At 60.1% G+C, this 22,862-nt stretch carries 15 protein-coding genes; 7 read left to right on the top strand and 8 right to left on the bottom strand.

The window, feature by feature from the left end:
• Nucleotides 1-49: 49 nt before the first annotated feature.
• From NKI10_RS01550 to NKI10_RS01525, 6 genes are all read right to left on the bottom strand, one after another.
• Nucleotides 50-1,255, bottom strand: a complete 1,206-nt coding sequence (locus NKI10_RS01550; RefSeq protein WP_352741505.1) for an acyltransferase family protein — start codon at nt 1,253-1,255, stop codon at nt 50-52.
• 215 nt (nt 1,256-1,470) lie between these two features.
• On the bottom strand, nt 1,471-3,642 hold the full coding sequence (locus NKI10_RS01545) for a polysaccharide biosynthesis C-terminal domain-containing protein (protein ID WP_352858160.1): 2,172 nt from the start codon (nt 3,640-3,642) through the stop codon (nt 1,471-1,473).
• A 69-nt stretch (nt 3,643-3,711) separates the two neighbouring features.
• Nucleotides 3,712-5,913 carry a GumC family protein gene (locus NKI10_RS01540; protein WP_023733255.1) on the bottom strand — a complete coding sequence of 734 codons (2,202 nt, stop codon included), beginning with the start codon at nt 5,911-5,913 and terminating at the stop codon, nt 3,712-3,714.
• Between the two features lies 1 nt (nt 5,914).
• Complete coding sequence (gene asnB / locus NKI10_RS01535; RefSeq protein WP_352858158.1) at nt 5,915-7,912, bottom strand: asparagine synthase (glutamine-hydrolyzing); 1,998 nt, start codon at nt 7,910-7,912, stop codon at nt 5,915-5,917.
• Nucleotide 7,913: 1 nt separating this feature from the next.
• Nucleotides 7,914-9,173 carry an O-antigen ligase family protein gene (locus NKI10_RS01530; RefSeq protein WP_023681031.1) on the bottom strand — a complete coding sequence of 420 codons (1,260 nt, stop codon included), beginning with the start codon at nt 9,171-9,173 and terminating at the stop codon, nt 7,914-7,916.
• Entirely contained in the window at nt 9,170-10,396 is a 1,227-nt protein-coding gene (locus NKI10_RS01525; RefSeq protein ID WP_352858155.1) for a glycosyltransferase family 4 protein, read from the bottom strand. The genes NKI10_RS01530 and NKI10_RS01525 overlap by 4 nt, the downstream gene beginning before the upstream one ends.
• A gap of 1,002 nt (nt 10,397-11,398) precedes the next feature.
• On the opposite strand from NKI10_RS01525, the gene NKI10_RS01520 reads away from it, so the two are divergent.
• The gene (locus NKI10_RS01520) at nt 11,399-12,877 is read left to right on the top strand and encodes a M10 family metallopeptidase C-terminal domain-containing protein (RefSeq protein WP_023701115.1); all 1,479 of its coding nucleotides are present in this window, start codon (nt 11,399-11,401) and stop codon (nt 12,875-12,877) included.
• An 88-nt stretch (nt 12,878-12,965) separates the two neighbouring features.
• Entirely contained in the window at nt 12,966-13,178 is a 213-nt protein-coding gene (locus NKI10_RS01515; protein ID WP_023733260.1) for a DUF768 domain-containing protein, read from the top strand.
• 80 nt (nt 13,179-13,258) lie between these two features.
• Here the strand turns inward: NKI10_RS01515 and NKI10_RS01510 are convergent, their stop codons facing one another.
• A complete protein-coding gene (locus NKI10_RS01510; RefSeq protein WP_352858151.1) occupies nt 13,259-13,984 on the bottom strand; it encodes an AAA family ATPase in 726 nt (241 codons plus the stop codon).
• Nucleotides 13,985-14,324: 340 nt separating this feature from the next.
• On the opposite strand from NKI10_RS01510, the gene NKI10_RS01505 reads away from it, so the two are divergent.
• Genes NKI10_RS01505 through NKI10_RS01485 form a run of 5 tightly spaced genes read left to right on the top strand, consistent with a single transcriptional unit; the run spans nt 14,325 to nt 21,953 of the window.
• Nucleotides 14,325-17,075 carry an AMP-binding protein gene (locus NKI10_RS01505; RefSeq protein ID WP_502897522.1) on the top strand — a complete coding sequence of 917 codons (2,751 nt, stop codon included), beginning with the start codon at nt 14,325-14,327 and terminating at the stop codon, nt 17,073-17,075.
• The gene (gene nadE / locus NKI10_RS01500) at nt 17,072-18,052 is read left to right on the top strand and encodes an NAD(+) synthase (protein WP_280805595.1); all 981 of its coding nucleotides are present in this window, start codon (nt 17,072-17,074) and stop codon (nt 18,050-18,052) included. The genes NKI10_RS01505 and nadE overlap by 4 nt, the downstream gene beginning before the upstream one ends.
• A 6-nt stretch (nt 18,053-18,058) precedes the next feature.
• Nucleotides 18,059-20,086 carry an asparagine synthase (glutamine-hydrolyzing) gene (asnB, locus tag NKI10_RS01495; protein ID WP_352858145.1) on the top strand — a complete coding sequence of 676 codons (2,028 nt, stop codon included), beginning with the start codon at nt 18,059-18,061 and terminating at the stop codon, nt 20,084-20,086.
• A complete protein-coding gene (locus NKI10_RS01490) occupies nt 20,076-21,632 on the top strand; it encodes a class I adenylate-forming enzyme family protein (RefSeq protein ID WP_031245987.1) in 1,557 nt (518 codons plus the stop codon). The genes asnB (NKI10_RS01495) and NKI10_RS01490 overlap by 11 nt, the downstream gene beginning before the upstream one ends.
• 54 nt (nt 21,633-21,686) lie before the next feature.
• Nucleotides 21,687-21,953, top strand: coding sequence for an acyl carrier protein (locus tag NKI10_RS01485; RefSeq protein ID WP_023670883.1), 267 nt, complete (start codon nt 21,687-21,689; stop codon nt 21,951-21,953).
• 53 nt (nt 21,954-22,006) lie between these two features.
• On the opposite strand, the gene NKI10_RS01480 is transcribed toward NKI10_RS01485, so the two are convergent.
• Nucleotides 22,007-22,699 carry a N5-glutamine methyltransferase family protein gene (locus NKI10_RS01480; RefSeq protein ID WP_352858141.1) on the bottom strand — a complete coding sequence of 231 codons (693 nt, stop codon included), beginning with the start codon at nt 22,697-22,699 and terminating at the stop codon, nt 22,007-22,009.
• Nucleotides 22,700-22,862 lie beyond the last annotated feature (163 nt).

Genomic DNA, 22,862 nt, shown 5'->3' with positions numbered 1-22,862 from the left:
TGAGCACAACGCCGCCGTTTCCCAGGTGTGGCAGGGTCGCGGCTCGCCTTCAATCTGTCTTGGGATACGCCGGCACTGGAAGGGACCCAAGCTGCCGTCCTGTGCCGTGCCCGACCCCCAAAAGGCGCCGCGCATAGCGGGTGAGCGGCTTCTCGAACAGACGGTGGGTGATAAATGCCACGCCCAGGGTTATCGCCAAGGCCGAACCGATGAAAGCCCACGGGCCGAGCACAAAGATCAAGCCTGTACGCCAGAAAATTATGCGAATGGCGCGGATCACGAATGGATGCATGAGGTAAAGAGCGTATGACGCATCGCCAACGCCAGCGGCCCACCTCGCCGCCAGGCTGTCATGCCTCAGTTTACCCGGCGGTGCCAGGGCAGCACTCCAAACTATTAGAGACGCCGGAATGCCATACACGACAGGGCGACCAAGGCCGGCCGAGATATCGGGAAACGCCGCCGCAAGCATCAGGGCACCCAGTCCCGTTGCGGCGACACAGGCCCTGATTGGGCCGGAAGGCCGCAGGCCCGAGGCGCAAATGACCCCGATCATCGCGCCGAAAGCAAATTCGAGGATGATCGGATTGGTCCAGAAACCCCAGGGCTCTGGCAAAGGAGCCGCAAGAGCGCCCGAGAGCACCATCCCAACCAGGATCGTGAGCAGGACCGTAACTGCCCACCGCATGGGCAGCACGATCGTCGCCGTGAACAACACGTAAAACAGCATCTCATAATTGAGCGTCCAACCCAACTCGTAGACCGGCTGAACGACGCCGTCAGGGCGACTGGCCGGAACGAATAAATAGGATTCGACTACAAACCTGAAATCGACGTAGCTCTGGTTGAGAAAATTTGGGGCGGCCACCGCTACCGCAATGTAGAGCGAGGTGAGCGCCCAATATAGCGGGACAATTCGCGCGATCCGGCGGGAAATGAAGAGACGCGCGCCCCCGGGCTTTGCGAACAGCTGTCGCGACGTATGCACCATTATAAGGCCGGAAATCACGAAGAAAATATCGACTCCAGCGCTCCATGGTATCGGATTCCAGCTCTGAAAGGTGCGGCCGGCCTGTAATTCCAGGGTGGCCGCATCATGCTGGGCGTGTCGCAGCGCGACCGAACTAGCCGCGAGGGCGCGCAGGACCTGAACTTGGGTGAGGGTTTCGCGTTGGCTGCGCTCGACAGGCGTCGATCTCTCCGAGCGACGGCGCACTGCAGGCGCCGAGGCGCTCGCCATTCGGGCTTGTTCCATGGATGCTCCGCAGATTGTGAGCACACCCTGGGGCGCCTCCGAAACTGATGCATCCTTCAAATGACGGACACAGCCCGCGAAGTATCGGCTGCCCGCGCGGGTGTCCGGAACAGAGATACGCCGAAGCGTCTGTGCAGCCCTATGGCCTTTGTGCGATCCGGGCTTCGTGACTTCCTGCCCGAACGACGGCAATCACCGTAGCCAAAACAGTGCTCTCATTTGCTCGCCCTCAAGAACCAATGCCATTGACGGGCATCGACCGCGCTCGGCCTGATCGACAGCAAGGCAAAAACCAAGCCTGGCATGATTTTCAGTCGCTTGCGGATATAGACGGCCATGGCAATGCTCCAGATGCTCAGTGCAAGTGCGACACCCACCGCAGCGCCAAGCAGGCCGTACACCGCAACTCCGGCTGCACAGGCAATGATATTGGCCACAGCACCCGCTATCATCGTCGTTGCCGCAGCCCATTCATTTCCAGTCATGGTCAGGAGATTCTGTTGGGGCCCGCACAGCGCGACAAAGACATATCCCAAAATCAGAACCCGTGCGATCGGCGCTCCCGCGCTATAACCCTCACCGAAATAGCTCAAGAACGGCTCGACGATCACCATCATCGGGACGGCCACCAGGATGGCACCGCCAGCAGAAAGCAGGGTTGCGCGCGCGAACAGCTGTTGTAGGCCTCTGCGATCGCCTCTGACGTAGAGATCGGCTGCTGTTGGCGAAAACATGGTTGCCACGGCGATACGGGACAGGCCCACGAGCATCGCGACATTCAAGGCCAGCGCGAAAATACCCGCTTCAGCAATATGGCTTGTCCAGCCCAAAACCAGGACTCCTGCCCGACTGACGAAAACATCGAGCCCGGTGATGAGCATGAGCGGGGGGACGGCAAGCCACCATTCCCTCGATGCATAACTTGGCTTGGCGTGTCCCAGGCCGGGTGGTTCAAACCTCCTCGCGATGATGAACACCAGGGCCGCTGTGAAAGCGGAACTCACAAGCACCGCCAGCGTCACCGAGGGCGCATCCACTGTTCGAAATCCCGACAATGCCAGGAGGGCTACCAACACGAGCAGGAGCCCGTCTCGCATGATGCGCTCCGGCAACAACGCCGAGACAACGCCGCCGAAAGCACGCACAAGCGTGGCTCCGAGAGCATAGGCGGTAACCAAGGGCACAGCCATCATGCCGAGCACGATGCTTGTCTCAAGCCCTCTTTCCGTTGGATCTGAAAGGAACAGGACTGACGCAGCGCCGATCATCCCGAACAAGGTTGCCGCTATCAGCGATCTCTGCAGCGCAAATCTTATCACCCCGCGGGCCAGATCAAGCCTGCCACTGGCCCTATAGGCCGGGAGGAAACGCAACAATGATACATTAAAGCCAAGCGTTGCCAGATAGGCGAGCACTGACGTCCAAGCCTGAACGTAGGAATAGATGCCGTAGTTGTGAGGTCCGATAAGGCGTGCAATTGCCAACTGGGCAAGACTGGTCAAACCAGCGCCACCAATATAGATCAACAAGGCGAAGATGCTTGCCCAAGCGAGCCGCGATCCCATGTCCTTGTTGCGCGGCGGTGTGGTTGCTGAACCAGTTGTTACGTCTGCGCGATGAGATGGCAACTCAATTTGCTTTTCGCCGACCGCCCTATCGAAGCGCGACAATGCAGAAAGTATTTGTCTCTCAATCCGACAAATACTTTTAAAGGTCGATGGACCATCGGTGTATTCGACGGAGATGATTTCCCGGCCAGATGTTGTCAGGAGGTCATGCATCGCTTCAAAAACGGCGAACGAGCGCATGTTCATGTTCAAGTCGGCCTCGAAAATCCGTTCCGCCGGCGGCTCAAGCTCCATCCGCCTACGAAGGCGACTTTCCACGACCGCAGCTGGCACCAAGAGCCTGACGGTGAGATCGGCCGCCGGTGCGAGGCTGAGCGCCTTTTCCAGCGTTCTGGGGTTGGTGCTCCCATTGAACATCGCAAGCGAACCAATCGCTTGAACATATCCTTGATCGAAAATCGTAATTTCGGGCGATTGCTCCGCAGACTTCCAGCAACGCGAAAGGTGCAGGATGTATCGCCAGATTCGCGCACGCCATATTCGGTTTTTTGGCGGTATCATCCTCACCATTGCAAAGGAATTGGAAATATCATCGGCTCGCCCTGCCGAAAAAAGCAATATTCTGGCTGTTGAAAATATCGCCGATACGATCCGTGATATGAACAGAAAGATTCCGAGATCATATTTGGCGGCCCTGGTGCTTGGCTTGTAGCTGAGGGCGACCTTGGCGTGATAGCCTTTCCCGCGCAGCTGCTGCGCAAGCGCATGTGCGAAGGTTGTTTTGCCGGATCCTGGAGGTCCGAAAAATTCAATGATCATCGTGTAGCTGGCTCGATTTAGGGGCGCGATCGCTCCCTGGAGATTCTGTTGAAGATCGCAGACGCATCTTCAAACCCTCTCCAACAGAAGATCGGCGTTGTCTCCGAGCCTGGAGCCGGCTAGCCTCTTCAGGTTCACCCGGGTGAGCACACTCCCTACTGGAACGGTGGCGGATCCGCCGGCCCCTATTGCATCCAGAGCACCACGGGCAATGCTGCGCCTCGTCCTTGCCCAGCGAACGGCAAAAAGCACCGAATCGGCCCAGCGCTTAAGCAGCCTGGTTTCAGGCCCCCCGAGGCCCAGGGGACCGTTCATGATGACCACGTCGTAGGCCGAACGCAGCTCCTCGGTGAACTGGCATTTGTCGACGGTGGACAGAAGCGTCAGGAGATCATCGGAAGGTGCTGGAGCGGCCATGAGGTCGATACCGATTTCCGGCATCCTCGTGATTGCATCCTTCAGCACGCAACGTTCATTCACATAGTCGCCGAAGGAGTTCCGGGCCTTGTCGGTGCTGAATTCACCACGAAACCCGTTCGTGAGCCGTACATCCTTGCGATCGAGATCGAGGAAAAGCACTCTTCCTCCCAGCCGCGTTGCCGCCAGCGCCAGGCTCCATGCCAACTCGGTCTTGGCATCGTCCTGGATGCTGGACGTCACGAGAATGATATGCGGCGGCTGCCCCTTCCCCTGAGTTGGCGCCGCAGTGACGAGCAGCGAAGTCACGGCGCGGCTGAACGGCAAGTTCTGCTGGCTCAGAACCAGATGCCGTAGCTTTCTGGCGTTAAGTCCCGCAACCCTGGGAAGCAGTCCTACGCACGGGACCCCAAGCTCGGCTTCGGCTTCGGCTTCACTGCGCAAGGTTTGGTTGAAACCGTTGCGGACCAGGACAATGACCGCCCCCATGAGACCAAAGACGACCATGCCGGGGGGAATCAGGAAAATTGGCGACAATGTCATGGGGGTCGACGGCGGCCAGGCAGTCGAAAGGACCGCTACGCCTGGGGAAGGAGCGGCGATGCGACGTGTCAAGTCCTGCTGCCGGCTCAGGAGTTCGTTGTAATGCTGCGTCACGATGGCTACCCGAGGCTCAAGGGAACGCAGCCCCGAAAGTTGGCTCGCCGTGTCGGCCACGGCCGCGTCGAGCATCGCTTTGCGACTTTCAAGAGCCGTAGCCTGGGACCGGTAGACATTTGCCTCGGCAGCGATTCGGGCAACGCTTTGCTCCATTTCGCGGGCGATCGCGTTGCGCAGATCGCCGTCGGCGGCGGCACCCGACTGGCGTGTCACCAGGTCCGTCAACACGGGCGACCCGATTTCTTCAGCGATGGCCGTGACCGGGGCGCCCGCCTTGCGCAGGTCCTCAATACGGCGAAGGCGCGCTTCCGACGCGGAAAGACTGGCTTTCGATAGGAATATCTGCCGGCCGAGTTCCGCTGTCTCACTGGCTGCGTTGTTGGCCGCAGTCTGATCGACGGCGCCATGCGTGAGCCGGTATGTCTCGAGCCGATCTGTCGCTTCGACAAGATCCCTTTGTACTTGCGGAAGGCTGGCGACTATCGAATCCAGATGAACTTGATCCGATGCTCGGCTTTTTTGTACCAGATCTTGAATGTAGACTTGGGCGAACGTGTTCGCGACAAGTGCCGCACGCGCCGGACTTGGATCGGTGAACCCGATGGTGATGACGCGCGATCGCAGCTCTTGTCCGACCCTCATTCCCTTGCGTAGCGCCTTCAGCTCGGGCGCGTCCGCTGCGTCCGGATTTTCCGCCACTGTCTTATCCTGTCTCCAGGCCCTGTTCAGGAGGTCGATGAGGAACGAGCCAGCCGCGGGCGGGACGGCATTGACGACGCTCTTTCCGTTACCGTCGACTGGTTGGGCTTTGCGCAGTGCTGCCAGGACCCGACGCAGGTGGCCTTGCGAGGAGAGCATCGTCAGATGATCATCGATGTTCGATTCCAGCGAGTCCTGGGCGGATGCCACGCCACCCGAAGCACTGCTGCTCGGGGCGTCGATAATGACCTGCGTCGTTGCCTCGAACAGCACCGGGCGGGTGAAGCCTGCCAGTCCGGCCAGGATGCCGCCCAGAAGGGCCATGGCAAGCAAGAACCATTTTCGCGTCGTCAGGATGATGACGAGCTGGTGGAAGGGTGACGATTGCGTTGGCTCGCGTGGCGGCCGCATCAAGCGCAGATTGGTTTCAAGTGTCCCAGCTTCCATCTGCTTGGCGCGCGGACGCCGGGCGCGGTTGGCTATGGAACCTTCCATCTCAATCCCCTGTCAGTTCGATATGGTAAGAAGGGTGCGTGGCGACCGTCGATGGCCGCATGGCTTCGTTGCGCCACGCCTGAAACATGAGCACCGGCCACAGGTCGCGGAAATTATCTTGGCTTCCATGCAGATGATTGCGCCAGCATGCGTCGACCTTCTCACGGTCGATGACCCCGTCCCCGGAGCGGCCGATCGTGGCAATGATATCGGTTGCCCAGCCGCGCAAGGGCCCTTTCAACCAAGTCCCGACCGGAACGTCGAAACCTTGCTTGGGCCGGTCGACCAGTCGGCGTGGTACATAACGATCAAGCAGTCGGCGAAGCAACCATTTGCCCTTCCCGTTTCGGACTTTGGCACGGGCTGGCAAGCGCCAGGCGAATTCAACGACGCGATGGTCCAGGATCGGGCATCGCCCCTCGAGGCTGTTGGCCATAGTGGCTCGATCGAGCTTCACCAAAATGTCGCCCGGTAGGTAGCCTGTCATGTCGGCGAATAGGAGACGCGAGAGCAGGCCGTCGAGCTTTGTCGTGTCGGTAGGTGCCGTCGACGGCTTGCGATGAACAAGGTCGTTGGCTGAAGATTTGGTCAGTTGCAGAAGGAGTTCGTCCTCATCTCGCGCCGCGAGCAGGCGGGCAAGGCGAGCCAGGCGGTCACCGCGCAAGCCATGCCGCATATTCGATGAAAGCGGCAGATTGCCGAAGATATCTTTCTGAGAGGCTTGGGCCAGCAACCCAGCCCCCGATGCCAACAGCCGGCGAAATGACAATGGCAGCTCATGCTGCTTTGTGAGGCGGGTTGCCAGGAAGTGTCGAGAATAGCCTGCGAAGCACTCGTCGCCACCATCGCCTGAAAGCGCCACGGTTACGTGTTGCCGCGCGAGGCGCGACACCAGCAGCGTCGGTATCTGCGATTCATCGGCAAACGGCTCGTCCCAAATCCGGGGCAGCTCCGGAACGACCTCAAGCGCGGCGGCCGGCGAGAGATGAAGTTCCGTATGATCGGTGCCCAGATGCCGAGCAACCGCGGCCGCATGGGGAGCTTCATCAAACCCACCTTCGCCGAACGCTATGGTGAACGTCCGAACGGGGTTTCGGGACTGTGCCTGCATCAGCGCGACGACAGTCGAGCTGTCGATTCCGCCCGACAGAAAGGCGCCCAGCGGCACATCCGCAATCATTCGTTCCTTGACGGCCAGGCGGAGCAGGCTGTCGAGCTCGGTTGCAAGGTCCTCGTCGCTGGCAGCTATCGGATCGCGCTGTCCCTTGCAGGCGACATCGGCCAGCGACCACCAAGGGTGAATGCGATGCGCAAGCGAACCGGTGCCTCGGGCGTTGGCGAATTGCGCCGCAGTGACCGACAGGACTGATCCAGGTGGCAGCTTGAACACGCCCTGCCAAATGCAACGGTCATCCGGCACCCAGCCTTTGGAAACCATTGTCGTCGCCGCATCGACATCGAGTTCCGGGGTGAAGCCTGGGAAGCAAGTGATCGCCTTCAACTCCGAGGCGAAGACGAGCGCATCACGTGTCAAGGCGACATAGAGTGGCTTCTTCCCCATTCGATCGCGGGCAAGCTGAAGCGTTCGGTTCTTCAGGTCCCACAGCCCAAAAGCAAACATGCCAGCGAAGCGCGCGAGGGCTGCATCAAGGCCCCAGCTTTCGATCGCGCACAGCATGACCTCCGTGTCGCTGGCGCCGCGGAAATGATGGCCCGCCCCTTCCAGTTCACGGCGCAGATCGCGAAAATTGTATATCTCGCCATTGAAGGTGATGACATACCGACCGCTCGCGGAGAGCATTGGCTGGCGACCCGCTTCGGACAGGTCGACGATGGCCAGTCGCCGGTGGCCGAAGGCTACCCCCCCTTCACGGCTCACCCAGAAGGCCTCACCGTCAGGTCCGCGATGACGAAGCGCCGTCGCCATCGGTCCGATGGCCCTGAGCGCACTTGCGTTGGGTGCATCGGGCGCCAACAAAATTCCGGCGATCCCGCACATTCTAGCATCTCCTCTGGCGAACAATCGCGGGGATCGCTTCCGGCGTCCCAGCGGCAAGGCAGAGGGTCAGACAGAACCACACGATCGGATGGCGGATGACCAAATGCGGAGCACTGAAAACGGCGATCGATGCCACGAGCGCCACCAGAGCGTCCAGCTTCGCCCGCCAGGCGGACAACGCAGCCGAGCCGAAGATCCACATCAGGGCTAGAACCGAAATCAGGCCGCCCTGAGTGTAGAGATCCAGGATGGTGCTGTGCGCCTCGAAGGGCCGCGGCAAAAATTGTTGATTGACCACGGGCGGACTATCTAGGTGCGGGCCCGGACCCAGTCCAAGCGATCCCGATCGTGCCCCCTTCTCCAAGGCTGCATTCCAGAGGTAGAGGCGAAGCGCCGCGGTTTGGGCAGTCGCTTCCCCGCCCTTGTCTTTGGTCAGGCTCTTGGCGAAGTCTTCGGCGCTGGAGGCCTCGCTGAGGGCATAGGGCGCTATAGACAGGGCCAGCGGCAGGAAGCCAACGGCCATCAGGACGGCAAGCTGCCTTGAAAGGCTCGCCTTATTGCCGTCGCTCGTCAGCCAGGCCCGGACCCGCAGCCCGAGAAGGATCAGACAAGCCAGGACCGTGGTATAAAGGTAGGTATCGCTTTTTGTCAGCCTTCCGACGTAAACGGTGAATATGAGGCTGCATAGGGCAAGGCATCTTCCCCATTTATTGCTGGTGGTTGTGGCAAGATGCAAGGCCAGTGGACCGAGCAGGGCGCAGTAGAGCGCAAGCTGGTTCGGATTGTCGGACCATCCGCAGAAGCGGTCCCAGTACCAGGGTTCGACCCCAGCCTGATGGAGCCAGCCGAAGCCAAGCCCTACCTGAATGATGAAGCCCGCATTCGCGATAGCAACCATCCACCAGGCGATACGACGCAAACGGAAAGACGCGTTGGGCTCCGCAGCGGCCAGACAGGTGACGCACGCCAACAGCACATAGGCCAGCGTGTCGTGCAACAACGGATCCAGGAACAACGTGGTTGTCAGAAAACCGATGATGTAACCCACGCCCATGGCAAGCGCCAGGATCAGCCAGAAAAGCCCAAGCTTGGCCAGGGCCGGCGTAACCTCCAGTTGGCCGCCAGCAAGGATTCGCGTCATCGACAGCATTATCCAGAGCGTGAGGCATAGTTCGCTGTAGCCGAAGGGCAGCCCTGGGATGCTGAGTTGCGCCGCGTAGGACATCGCGACGCCGAAGGCCAGAAGCGCATCACGCATCATTGTCGCGCCTCACCCAGTCGATGGGGGCTCGGCATCGCCTCTTCCCTCGGATTCGCCTGCGCCGCTTGAACAAGCCTGCTGCGATATCTGCCACCCAGGATTGTCTTGTACAGGTCGCAATACTGGTCGATGACCCACGACAGCGAGAACCGCTCCCGCACGAATCCGACGGAACGGCTGCCCATGGTCTTGCCACGGGCGGGGTCGGAAAGAAGATCGACTATCCGGGAGGCCAAGCCATCCGCATCGCGCGGCGCCACGAGATAGCCGTTCCAGCCATCCTCAACCACATCGTTGCAGCCCGGCATGTTGGAGGCGACGATCGGTAATCCGGACAATCCCGCCTCCAGCAGGACACGCGGAATTCCCTCGCGATATTGCGTCGGAAATGCAAACAGATCCGCCATCCCAAGGAGGGCTGGAATGTCGCGCCTTGGCCCCAATGCGACAACGTGGGGAACATGGCGCTCGATATCGGCTCTGCTGACGGCAAACGGACCTTCGGAGTCTTGCGGGCCGACAAGTACGAAACGCGCGTTGGGCCTCTCGCGGATAACGCGAGGAACCGCCTGGATGAGGGTTGGAATCCCCTTCTGCCGCGTGAGCCGGCCGACAAATATTATGACCTGGGCCGATTGAAGGCCAAGTTCCTCGCGCATCGTGGCAGCCGAAGGACCACGATACCTTGCCATCGAGAATGCATCGGGGTCGATGCCAGAACTCCGGATCAGTCGCCCTTTGCCGCGAGCCACCAGCCGGTAGCGCTCGAAGAAGGCCTGATCATCACTATTCTGGAAGACGGTCATGGCTGTCCAACGAGACGCCACCCCCTGAAGGCCGCAAAAGAAAGGACGCAATGCCAGGGCCCGCGGCTCCCGCGACGAGAATGTCCAACCAAGCCCGTTGATGGTGCGAACGACGGGAACGTGCCCGCGCACCGCCAGTGGAGTTAGGAGATTGGGCTTGGTGTCGAAACTTTGAATGATGTCCGGACGCAGTTCGGACATCAGGTCACGGATCGCGCTGACAGCACCCCATTCTGCACTGCCGCTGCCAAAGCGGTCGAACCCGAATCGGCGATGGGCAATGCCATGGGGTGAAAAGGCGGCTCCGAGATCACTCGAAACGGCAGTGACTTGAAAACCCCTTTCGCGAAGCGCCAAAAGAAACGGGATTCTTAGTCTATGATCCTCGCCTCCAACGCAAACCAGATGCGGACTCATCCTGTCGCTCCTGGATGCGATACCAATCGCGTAAAACAGCTGATCCTATCCGCGGTTTCCATGGCCGGTTTCATCGCCCCTGAACACACAACAGCCAGTCCCACGCTAGGAGCACGCTTTCGTGCTGTCCTCGTCTGTTTGCATGAAGCAAGCTGATCAACGATGCGGCAATCCAGCCACAACCGCTGTCGCCTCGGTCAGTGAGTTGGATTCATCCGGTCTGACGGTGCAAGGACGACATCTTCGCGTACGACACGGCGGGCCGGATATAAAAAAGGGCTGTGTTCGAAAGGTCCGCGCGCCGCGTTCAAAGCAACTTCCGCCCGCCTTCTCTCGCCGGATCAACATCGCGACCAGGCGGTGTGATGACTCGCACCGCCAGTTCTCCCGACCGCTTCGTCTGGAACAGGCTTTCACCCGGTCTCTGGATATGGTCGGACCACCAGCCGCCTCTTCCCGCGGATGGGCGACCGCGTTGCCATGCTCGCCGTCATTCGGACCGGCACGCCCGCTTTCCGTTGAACCCGGTGGGATCCAGTTCAGTGCCTCTCCGCAATTGCCAGCGGCGCGCGTCTCGCATGACCTTTTGTTGGAGTACTGCCTTGCTCATTTTGGCGCCGAGGCTTTTCACGAGGAGCATTGAGCGGCTGCAATGGGAGGGCTTCGTCAGGACGCGATTCCTTTGCGGTCTGAGCTCGAAGAAATCCTGCGGAAGCGCGCATTTGGCGGTGGCTCAACCGAACGTTCATTGGCCGATTGCCGCCACTGCAAACGCACAAGGCGCTCCGGCAGACTTCGCTGCAATGCTTTCGTTGCAGGCTTGAGCACCCCATACTTGGATCATCTACATACCTCTGAGGCAAGCGTAGCATCGAGGCTGTTGTGTTTTTCGGACGCTGATCAAAGATTCTATCAAGGGGCGCCGGTATTTGATTTGTCGCTAATGGATCCTTTCCCTAGGCAGGTGTGGGGCGCCTACCGAATCGGACGAAGGGTATGTCAATGACAACACTCCATTACGCCTCGGGCGGGTCGGCCTCCGAGGTCGCGAAAGCCGGATTCAATCTTGTTGATGTATCTTCCTTGGACCAGCTCAACGCCTTGCCGGCCGGCCAGAAAGGCCTAGTGTGGCTCAATGAAGCTGATGGTGCAACCTCCTCCTTTATCCAGAAGGTCACGCCCTTCATCGGCAATCCGAAAGTGTTTGGCTTCTTCCTCGTCGACGAGCCGGACCCGACCGGCAAATGGGGAACTTATGCCACCGCCGCTGATCTGAAGGCGGAGTCAGACTGGATCCACAGCCACCTGCCCGGCGCCAAGACCTTCATAACCATGATGAACATGGGGTCTTCCGCTAACCCCGACTTTTCAAACACATTCAATCCTGCCAACACGCATATCGACTATTACGGCTTGGATCCCTACCCGGTACGGACCGGAACAAGCACGATTGACTACAACATGATCGACAGGACTGTGGCGGCGGCCGTCGCCTCGGGCATCCCGCTCAGTCAGGTCGTTCCCGTGTATCAGACCTTCGGCGGCGGCGACTGGACGACCGACACGGGCGGTCGCTATGTCCTGCCCAGCGTTGCTCAGGAAAAGACTATGTTGGACCACTGGGCCAAGGTAGCGCCTTCGCCCGCCTTCGACTATGCCTATGCTTGGGGTTCTCAACAGGGCGACACGGCGCTTGAGAGCTCGCCGACGCTGCAGGCTCTGTTCCTTCAACACAACCAGAGCACCGCAAGCGGTCCTTCGGCCAGCGAACCGACGCCGCCGCCTACCAGCACAGTGCCTCCGCCCACAAGTGTCCCTCCGACCAGCACCGGCGATCACATTTTCTACGGCACGGGTAGCGCGGATGTGCTTCGCGGCACCGCTGGCGCGGACACGATGATGGGCCGCGGCTACAACGACACCTACTATGTCAACAACGCCGGCGACAAGGTGGTGGAACTGCGGCACAGCGGCAACGATAGCGTGCTGGCATCGGTCAGCTACGCGCTGTCGGCCGGTTCGCAGGTCGAGCATCTTGCGACCACCAGCAAATTGGGAACTGCCGCCATCAAGCTCACGGGAAACGAATTCGCCCAAACCATTGATGGCAATTCCGGGAGCAACACTATCAACGGCGGTGGCGGGAGAGACGTTCTGACGGGACATGGCGGCAACGACGTCTTTGTCTTCGATTCGGCTCTCAAGGTCGGCAATATCGACAAGGTCACCGATTTCAAAGTGGGCCACGACAAGATCCAACTCGACCACACTGTGTTTGCCGGCCTGCATACCGGCGCCCTCCCCTCTTCGGCGTTCTACGCCGGCAGGGCCGCGCACGACAGCGGCGATCACATCGTCTATAACAGCACGACCGGCGCGCTTTCCTTTGACAGCGACGGCTCCGGCGGCGCACATCAGATCCAATTTGCCACTCTATCGCCACACTTGGCTCTGACGGCGTCCTCGTTCATCGTGACGTGACCGCGGGAACGTCAGCCTGAGCAAGATGGTCTGACGTTCTTGAATATGGCTGACGGAACCAACAAGCCCCGCCGAGCTTGTAGTTGGTATGAGCGCGCGCGGCATCGAATTCCTGCAGAAATGGATAGAGGATAAGATCCCGCTCTACACCAAGGCCGATCCGGCTCTTGCGGCGAAACTTGCGGACCAAGCAACGGCGGATGCCATCAGAGCGGGAATCCGCCCCGAGGAAATTTCTGAGGAAGTCGGAAGCATGTTGACGACCATGCTCGAAGTGCTCGATCAGCACGATTCGACATGATTGCGCGCTTGGCGGCAGATGCTGCCCGGCTTGGCGCCAAATGCATAAAATGTGTCATGGATCATAGGTCATGGGCCAGCCTAGACAGCATGACCAACATGCTCGCCCAGAACGCGCGCGACGACCCCGTCCACGTCGTGAGGTTCAGCACCATTGACTTGTATCAACGGCCATCGGTCCTGGCGCAGGCACTCGCCGACCTCTCTTGAGATTTCGGCCTGCCTTAATCCTTTGTCCACGCCAAGTTCGAACAGCATAACCTCGAGGAGCGGTTGCTGCGCATGCCTATCCACAAGACGGCGGCGTAGCGTTTCCTGCGGCGCGTCGAGTTGCACAACGAGATCCGGCCGCGGCAGGAACGCCAGGCACTTGCGGACCGCGTCGAGGCTTGGAGTTCTAGCCAGCACACCCAGCGCACACAAAGCCTGAATCATGCCCTCTTCGAAGATGAAGCAACCGGGCGACTCCCGCGCTTGGCGCCAGGACTGGCACAGTTGGGCGATGTCGACCTTCATGCGCCATGACCACACGCGGCTTCGAAGAGGGATCGATGCCAGAAGCCGGGCCGCGACACTGTCCTTCGGCAAGGTCGACAGCAAGATAGGACCGGATGTGGCAATCTTCTTGCCAATTCGCCCTATGCCGTGGCGGATTTCCGGAGCGTCATCCTGAGCCGATCCAGGTTCAATCAGGCGATACCCATTTACTGTCTTCACATTGATGCCGTGTCTCGCCAGCCCGTGGCAGAGGCCGCGAAGCAGCGTGGTTTTACCCGCGCCAGGCGGCCCAAACAACTCGATGATCATATGCTCTCGTCTCCGAACGAGCAGTCATTCCCCTACCGATCAAGCTTAGCCGGATTTCAGATCACACCAACGTTCATTTGAATGATTGTTCCAATCAGTGAATCTGGGCACCGAGCCCGGATTCTAGCGGAGATGCCGATCGCATCCGTTCGCCTGGGCAAGCCGTCTTGCGCTCCACGGAGCTTGCAAGGAAAAACGACCGGTGCTGGACACAAATGGCAAAACATCTGAAGGACGCTCGGGAAGCGCTGGCTAGGCAAGATCGAGGCATCATCCGAATGATTGATGAAAAGATCTCCGCGGCGAGCGATGTTCGACCGTCAGCTTGGCGGGGCCCTGAATGTCCTCAGTGTGTTTGCATTCGGAAGTGGCAAATCAAAACCTACAGGTGGATCTGCGACCCACCCGAAGGTGGTCAGTCGTTCCCGAATATGAGCTTGACCAAGGGGGGCCAGTCTGGCGCCGTTACCGACAGATGGGTGCCAAATTTGCGGACATTCCAATCTTCGATCACCTTGGAGATGTCGCCAGGCGGTATCCTGACAAGCTCGCAATCAGCGACGGCGCCAACCGCCTGACTTTTTCTGAGCTTTTCCGGGCGGTCGAGACGCTGGCAACTCATATCGGTGCCGTCGTCCCCGAAGGGCAGGCCATCGGCATCCTGCAAGCAAACTCCGCTTGGTATCCTGTGGCGATCTTGGCGACCATGACGGCGGGACGGCCTTCGGTTCCGCTCAACACAAGAGATCCCGCCTCTCGCATTTTCGATATAGTCAGTGCCGCGCGGCTCGGCGCAATTATAGGCGCCGAAAATGTTCGCCCGGTCGAATTGGCCCAGGAGATCGTCTGGATCGATATTGCCGCCGCCGTGGCGCCCAACGATCAACACCCGGAACAGCAGCATAAGCACCCTATCGTTTCGGTCGATGCGCCTGCATTGGTGCTTTACACTTCAGGTAGCACCGGGCGCCCCAAGGGAATCGTCAACAGCCAACGAAGCCTGCTATGGCGGGTCCGGCAATATGTCGATGCGTGCCATATCAGCGCGGATGACGTTTTCCTGCCGCTGACCGGGCCAGCCACGATCGCCGGTTGCCGGGAGATCTTTGCGGCGCTGCTGACGGGCGCCACTTTGCATCTTCTCGAGGTGGAGGCTGTCGGCCTGCGCGCTACGCGCGCTCGATTGCAGTCCGAAGGTGTGACGATCGCCTATCTTGTGCCGGCACTGCTTCGAGCCCTCCTGGCTGAGGCGCCCGCCGACGCTTCCTGGCCGCTCAGAGTGGCCCGGATCGGTGGGGAGAAAGTGTCATGGACGGACATCGCTTTGCTGCGCAAAGCCGTTTCGGACCAGTGCCTGATCCAGATCGGCTACTCATCGACTGAAACCATCGGTTCGCAATGGTTCTTGCCGCCTGACTGGCCCGAGCAAGACGCGTCGGTTCCCGTCGGCAGGCTGCTCCCTGGTATGGCATTCGCTATCGTCGACGAAGCGGAGCGCAATGTAGGGCCAGGCGAAAGTGGAGAGCTTCTGATCAAAAGCCGCTATGTCCTGCTCGGTCATTGGGAGAACGGTGTGGTCGTTCCCGCGCAGCCGGACCCCGACGATCCCGAGGCTCGGCTTTTTTCCACCGGGGACCTCGTTCGGCTCGACGATGATGGCATCTTGAGGATCGTCGGCCGCAAAGGGCGCCAGATCAAGATCAATGGTCGACGCATCGAGCCCGCCGAACTCGAACGGGTCTTGCGTTGCGCGCCTTCGGTGGCGGATGCCGTGGTGATGGTAACGGCCGCGCAGGAACTCATCGCCTTCGCGGTTCCCCAGCGCTTCGCAGGCGGCGCTTTTGCAGACGACCTTCGCCAGCTCCTCAGAATGACCTTGCCGGCACCATTGCGTCCCTTGCGATTGCACACCGTTGACGCAATCCCACGCCTGTCGGGAGGTAAGGTCGATTTGGCAACACTGGCCGAGATAGATCGTTCGCACGGAAGGAGGGCGCGAGCCGCCCGGTCGTCCACTCTCGATGCTCGGCCCGCCGGAGGAGCAAAGGACACGCGTCAAATAGTGCAGCACGCGTGGACGCAGGTTCTCAACACAGGCACTGCCACGGGAAACTGGGATGATGCTGGAGGAGATTCGCTGCAGCTGCTGCACTGCGTCATGGCGATCGAAAACGCCATCGGGCAAGAGCTGGGCCTCGAGGCATTCACCGTGGGCATGAGCTTGGACGAGATGGTTGAGGCGGTCGTCTCTGCACGGTTGGGCGAAGGGCGCGACAAGAAGCACCACCCCCCGGTTCTTTTCCTGTTTCCAGGGTCCGTTGGCTATGGTCCGAGCCTGGCTGCGTTCGCAGCCGCCATGGCGAAAGTCGCCCGTGTAAACCCGATCCGATATCCGAGCCTTGCGGCGATACTGGACGGACACAACAGCCTAAGCGCCATGGCTGGCGCCGCACTCGAGCAGATAAGCCGCATCCAACCTGCGGGCCCCGTGCGACTTCTCGGCCATTCTCTGGGTGGCGCGGTTGCATTCGAGGTTGCCGCACGGCTCATGAAGGCCGGGCGAACGGTGCGGTTCCTGGGCATCCTCGACACGAGCCTCCTGCACGAGCCGAGCAACCACTGGGAGACACTTACCCGTACGTTCTATCGTATTCGCACCAACCGCATATCCGCGCACCGGATGGCTTGCAGAGCCCTTGCGAAGATCACCGTCGCCGTGGGCGGCGAAGCGCGTCTGGCCAGGATTCTAGACAGATTTGCCAATGGAGAGTTCAACCCGACGATCTTCAGGACCAAACTGGAACTGCAGGAGGTTTTAAGGGCGAAGTCATTCTTCCAGTGGCTTGAGGCACCGAAACCGGCTCTGCCCCTCTCCGGTACCTTGTTCCGATGTCGCAGGGAGGGAATGCCGCGGGCCTTGGGCTGGGACAGCGTCTTGGCACACCTGGACGTCATTTCGATCAAGGGCAGCCACATCGACCTTGTCGTCGAACCAAACCTTGCCACCAACCGTCCGCTTATCGAGACGGCCATCGTGCAGACCTATTCCCCCGCCGAATCTCGCAAAAGGGAGGACTTGTCATCGACATAATTCCGGAATTCAGCAAGGACATGCTGGCGCTCGATGCCGGCGCGGAGGTCGATCGCATCGTTGACACCTTGCGCACTCAGGTTCTCGGCACCCTGCATCGTCGCGGCGTGGTTGTCGGTCTTTCCGGCGGTATCGACAGCTCCGTCGTCGCGACCTTGTGCATGCGCGCGTTCGGGAAAGACAAGGTCCTGGGACTGTTCATGCCGGAGCGGGATTCTTCCGGCGACTCCCTGAGACTTGGCCGCCGCGTCGCGGCACAGCTTGGCATTGAAAGCGTCCTTGAGGACATAGCACCGGCACTGGAGGCCATCGGCGCCTACCGCCGGCAGATCGATGCGATCCAGACCGTCGTTCCCGACTATGGGGAAGGGTGGAAATGCAAGCTGGTGATCGCGTCGGTTCTGGAGAGCAGCGGGCTCAATATAACCCGCCTCACGGTCCAGGATCCGCAGGGTAAAGTAGATACCGTGCGTCTGCCGCCAGCTGCCTATCTGCAGATCGTTGCTGCGACAAACTACAAGCAGCGCCTGCGCAAAATGACGGAATACTATCACGCCGACCGCCTCAAATACGCGGTTGTCGGCACTCCAAATCGCCTCGAGTACGACCAGGGCTTTTTTGTCAAGCAGGGCGACGGAGCCGCCGACGTGATGCCGATCGTTCACCTTTACAAAACCCAGGTTTATCAACTCGCGGAATATCTCGAGGTGGATGATGAAATCCGGCGGCGGCCACCGACCACCGACACTTTTTCCATGGCCCAAAGCCAGGAAGAATTCTATTTCGCGCTGCCCTATCACCTGATGGATCTATGCCTCTACGGCCTGAACCACGGGGTCGCCAGCAATGAGCTCGCGGCGGTTGCTGGCCTCACCGAGCCCCAGCTTCAGAAAGTGTTCAAGGACATCGAAGCGAAACGAAGGGCGGCCCACTATCTCCACGCGCGGCCTTTGCTGTCCGCCGAAGGCGGAGATTGACCGAGCATGTGCGGCATCGCTGGAATCGTGGCGCTGAATGCCACAGCGGCTTCTCCTTCGCGGCAGGCGCTGATGCAGATGATGGGCGCGCTGGCGCATCGCGGGCCCGACGGGCGCGGTCTCTACCGGGACAGACGCGCGGGGCTGGCGCATGTGCGCCTGTCCATCGTCGATCTCTCCAGTGGCCAGCAGCCGATGGCGGATACAGGCGATACGACGTGGATCGTGTTCAACGGCGAGATCTTCAACTACGTCGAATTGCGTGAAAAACTCACGGCGCTCGGCCACCGCTTCCGAACCCGCAGCGACACGGAGGTCGCGCTGCACGCCTATCGTGAGTGGGGAGAAACGGCCTTCGAGCGGATGAACGGCCAATGGGCAATTGCAATCTGGGATTCAGTGGCCAATCGTCTCGTATTGTCGCGCGACCGCTTCGGCATTTGCCCGCTGTATTTCAGCGAGCATGCGCACCGGCTTTATTTCGCCAGCGAAGTGAAAGCCATTTTCGCGGCCGATCGAACCATCCCTCGCGCCTTTGATCCCGCCGGCATCGATCAGACGTTCACGCTCTGGACGGTCGTTCCGCCGCAAGGAGTTTTCCACGGAATCAACGAACTCGAGCCGGGTCGTGTCCGCATCTATCAGGATGGCACCGTTCGTGAGCGGATTTTTTGGCAGCCTTCCTATCCCGACGATTTCGGATCGCGGCAGGGCGAGTTCCCCGGGTCCTCCAACGACGCGGTGGACCGCGTGTCTAGCGCTCTTGAGTCCGCGACGGCGCTCAGAATGGTGCGCGCCGACGTGCCTGTCGGGTGCTACCTCTCCGGAGGGCTGGACAGTTCGCTTGTGGCCGCGCTCGCAAGGCGCTTCGCGGGCGATCGCTTCCAAACCTTCTCCTTGCGTTTTGCCGACGCCGAATATGACGAGACCCGCTTCCAGCGAATGGTTGCCGAGACGATCGGCAGTGAGCACCATGAAGTGGTCGTTTCGCGCAGAGATATAGCCGGAATCTTTCCGGAGGTAATCCAACACACCGAACGCCCGATCCTGAGGACTGCCCCGGCGCCACTCTTCCTGCTCTCGCACCTGGTGCGCGAGCGTGGCATCAAGGTCGTGCTGACCGGCGAAGGCGCTGACGAAATGTTCGCCGGCTACGACCTGTTCCGCGAAGGCAAGGTCCGCCGCTTCTGGGGGCGCCACCCGACTTCGACACGACGCTCTCGGCTCCTGGAACGCCTTTACCCCTATCTCACCCGCTCGCCGGTGCAACAGCAGGCGATGGCGCGTCAGTTCTTCGGGCGAAATATTCACGCTTACGACGCGCCGGGCTTTGCCCATGAAACACGCTGGCGAACCACCAGTGCCATCAAGCGCTTGTTTACGGCCGATATGCGGGCTCGAACGCAGGGCCGCGACGCCGTGTCCGAGTTGCTCGCCCGTCTGCCCGCGCAGTTTGCCCGTTGGAGCCCTCTTGCGCAGGACCAGTATCTCGAGGTGCAAACACTGATGTCGGGCTATCTGCTCTCCTCGCAAGGCGACAGGATGCTGATGGCTCACTCCGTCGAGGGGCGCTTCCCGTTCCTGGACGATGAACTTGTGAGGCTCGCGAATTCGCTGCCACCCTCCTTCAAACTCCGCGGCCTCGACGAGAAGCACGTGCTGAAGCGCATGGCGGCACCCATCCTGCCCTCCGAGATCATAGCCCGCAAGAAGCAGCCCTTCCGTGCGCCCAACGCGCTTTGCTTCGTCGGCGCAGACGCTCCGGATTACGCACGCGAGGCGGTTTCGCAGGCGGCCCTGCGCGAGGCGAATGTCTTCGATCCAAAGGCGGTCACGCACCTGCTTGCCAAATGCCAGGCCAGAACTGGCGATGGCGACCTGTCCAATGCCGACAACATGGCGCTGGTCGGCGTGTTGTCGACCCAACTTCTTCATCAGCAGTTCGTCGCGGGTTGTCCCAGTGCAACGTTCGAATGCACACTCAGCGTCGACGTCGACTGCGAACATCGGGAAGAGCGCCTGCATGTTGCATGATGCCGTACCATTGCTGCATGACTACCTCGCCCATTCAGCCGTCCGACACGGAAGTAAGGTGGCGCTGGTGTGCAACAGGCAGCGTGTCACCTACCTCGAACTCGAAACGCGAGCCAACGCGATCGCCCGGGACCTGGCCGCATCCGGAGTCGTTCGCGGTGATCGCGTGATGATCTTCGCCGACAACACCGTCGAGACGGTGGTTAGCTTCTGGGCGGTGCTAAAGGCGAATGCGGTGGTGTGCATCGTCAACCCGCTCACCAAGAGCGACAAGCTCGATTATCTGCTCAACGACTGCCGGCCGACGGCGCTCATCACGGACGGCCATCTGCACGCGATCTTCCGCGAGCCGGCGCGCGGCTGCCCGTCACTTCTGCGGGTGATCGTATCGGGACCGATCGACGACGTCGAACTCGCCCAGCTGCCGTTTGCCGTGCGCTGGGACGCCGCCCTCGCCAATGGCGCGGATACGCCGCCGGCACGGCAGTGCATCGATGTTGATCTGGCAGCCATCATCTACACGTCCGGGTCGACGGGCGAACCCAAGGGCGTGATGCTGACGCACAGAAACATGATGGCCGCGTGCGCGTCTGTCGCTTCCTACCTGGCGATTGCCGAGGACGAGGTGATCCTCAATGTCCTACCCCTCGCCTTCGATTATGGACTGTACCAGATGATCATGGCTTTTCGTACCGGCGCCCGGCTGGTGCTCGAACGCTCGTTCGCTTTCCCGGCACAGATCCTCGGGTTGATCAGGCAGGAGGGGGTTACGGGCTTTCCTGGCGTGCCCACAATCTTTGCCGCGCTCTCCGAACTCAGGTCCCTCAAAGACCAGGATTTCTCGAGCATCCGCTACGTCACAAACACTGCGGCAGCCCTACCCCTCAAGCATATTTTCATGCTTCGCGAGCTGTTTTCGGGTGCACGCATCTATTCGATGTACGGTCTCACCGAATGCAAACGTTGCACCTATTTGCCGCCAGAGGACCTCGAGCGAAAGCCATTGAGCGTAGGGATCGCAATCCCGAATACGGAGATGTGGATCGTTGACGAGCATGACAGGCGGATAGGCCCCGGCGTTGTCGGCCAACTCGTCATTCGCGGCGCAACGGTGATGAAGGGGTATTGGGGCAAGCCCGAGGCAACGGCCAGGAAACTCAAACCCGGCCCGCTGCCAGGCGAGCAAGTCCTATACACCGGCGACTACTGCCGGATGGATACGGAGGGTTACCTCTACTTCGTTGGCCGTGGGGATGAGATCATAAAGTCGCGAGGCGAGAAGGTGGCGCCAAGGGAAGTGGAAAACGTACTCATGGACATTCCAGGAGTCAGAGAAGCGGCCGTCATCGGTGTTCCGGACGAGCTCCTCGGGCAAGCGGTGAAAGCCTTTGTGGTGATGGAGCATGGAAGAGCCATTGGCGAAAGGGAACTGCAGAAGGAGTGCCAGAAGCGTCTGGAAAACTTCATGGTCCCGAAATCCATCGTCGTTGTGGCGAACCTGCCGATGACGGACACGGGAAAACTCAAGAAAACGGCGCTGTCATGATGCGGGGCCAGAACCAAGTCGCTGATTAATGGTGACGCCACGGAGGACGAATTCATGTTGACCATCAAGGAACGCACCGGAATCTACAGCGAGCAGATTCGTAGTTTCTTGGTTTCAAATTTCTACGTCAGCGACGTCAAGGCATTGCTGGATGACGCATCCTTGCTCGATCAAGGCATTGTCGACTCGACGGGTGTGCTTGAGATTATCGGGTTCATCGAGGAGACCTTTGGCATTACCGTCGAGGATAGCGAACTTCTGCCTGAAAACCTTGATTCCATCCAAGGGATCGAGCAATACATCATCCGCAAAATGAACTGATGGGTAAGCGTTACGCCCAGAGCAGCCCGTATTTGGTCTGACTGTCGCAGGATTCATGCCTGCGACTTGACTTGCCCCAGAACCACCCGGCCCTCGCCCGCTTCGTTCGAGACCGAACGGATGTTCTCGAATGCCTTGCTGCGTTCCAGCAGACCCGCTACCTGTCGGTCTTGGCCAAGCCCGACCTCGAAGAGCAGGATGCCGCCACGCCGCAGGTATCGCGGTGCGTCTTTCAGTACGCGCATATGAATGCTCAGGCCGTAAGGGCCGGCTGCGAACGCCTCGCGCGGCTCAAGCTCGATCAGATGGGCGCGGTCGCCCTCGAGCCGCTTTTCAGAAATGTAAGGCGGATTGCAGACGATTACGTCAATAGTTCCGTCTAGCCCCAGGCCGACGAGAGCGTCGAACAAGTCGCCCTGAAGCACCGAAAGACGCTCAGCCATGCCGTGATATGAGGTGTTACGGCGTGCCGTTTCGACGCATTCATCGGTGAGATCGCTTGCCCAGACAAGGGCGCTGGGCACATAGTAGGCGATCGCGCACGCCAGATTCCCAGTGCCGCAGCACATATCAACTATGCGCGGAGCCGGCAGGTTCATCTGATGCAACACACCAAGCGCGGTCTTGCCGAGCAACTCGGTCTCAGGTCTGGGGACGAGCGCACCGGGCGAAACCAGCAGTTCAAGTCCCATGAAGATGGCGCGGCCGGCGCCATAGGCATCAGCTACACTGAACTCTTTGCTCATGGCCGACCCCATCGCTTGATTTCCCCAGTATAGATCTGCGGCGCTCATGCGCCAGCCAAACCTGCTCCGAAATCATGAATTCTCAAGCCTTTCCTCCGAGAAACCGCCGGCCCAAACTCGGTGCATCGCACTTCTGACGCTCATTGACCGACCGCAATCTCAG

This window comes from Mesorhizobium sp. M0802, assembly GCF_040320115.1.
Lineage (GTDB): Bacteria > Pseudomonadota > Alphaproteobacteria > Rhizobiales > Rhizobiaceae > Mesorhizobium.
Note: the sequence above shows the minus strand (reverse complement) of the source record. Positions and strands in the feature narration are given on the sequence as shown.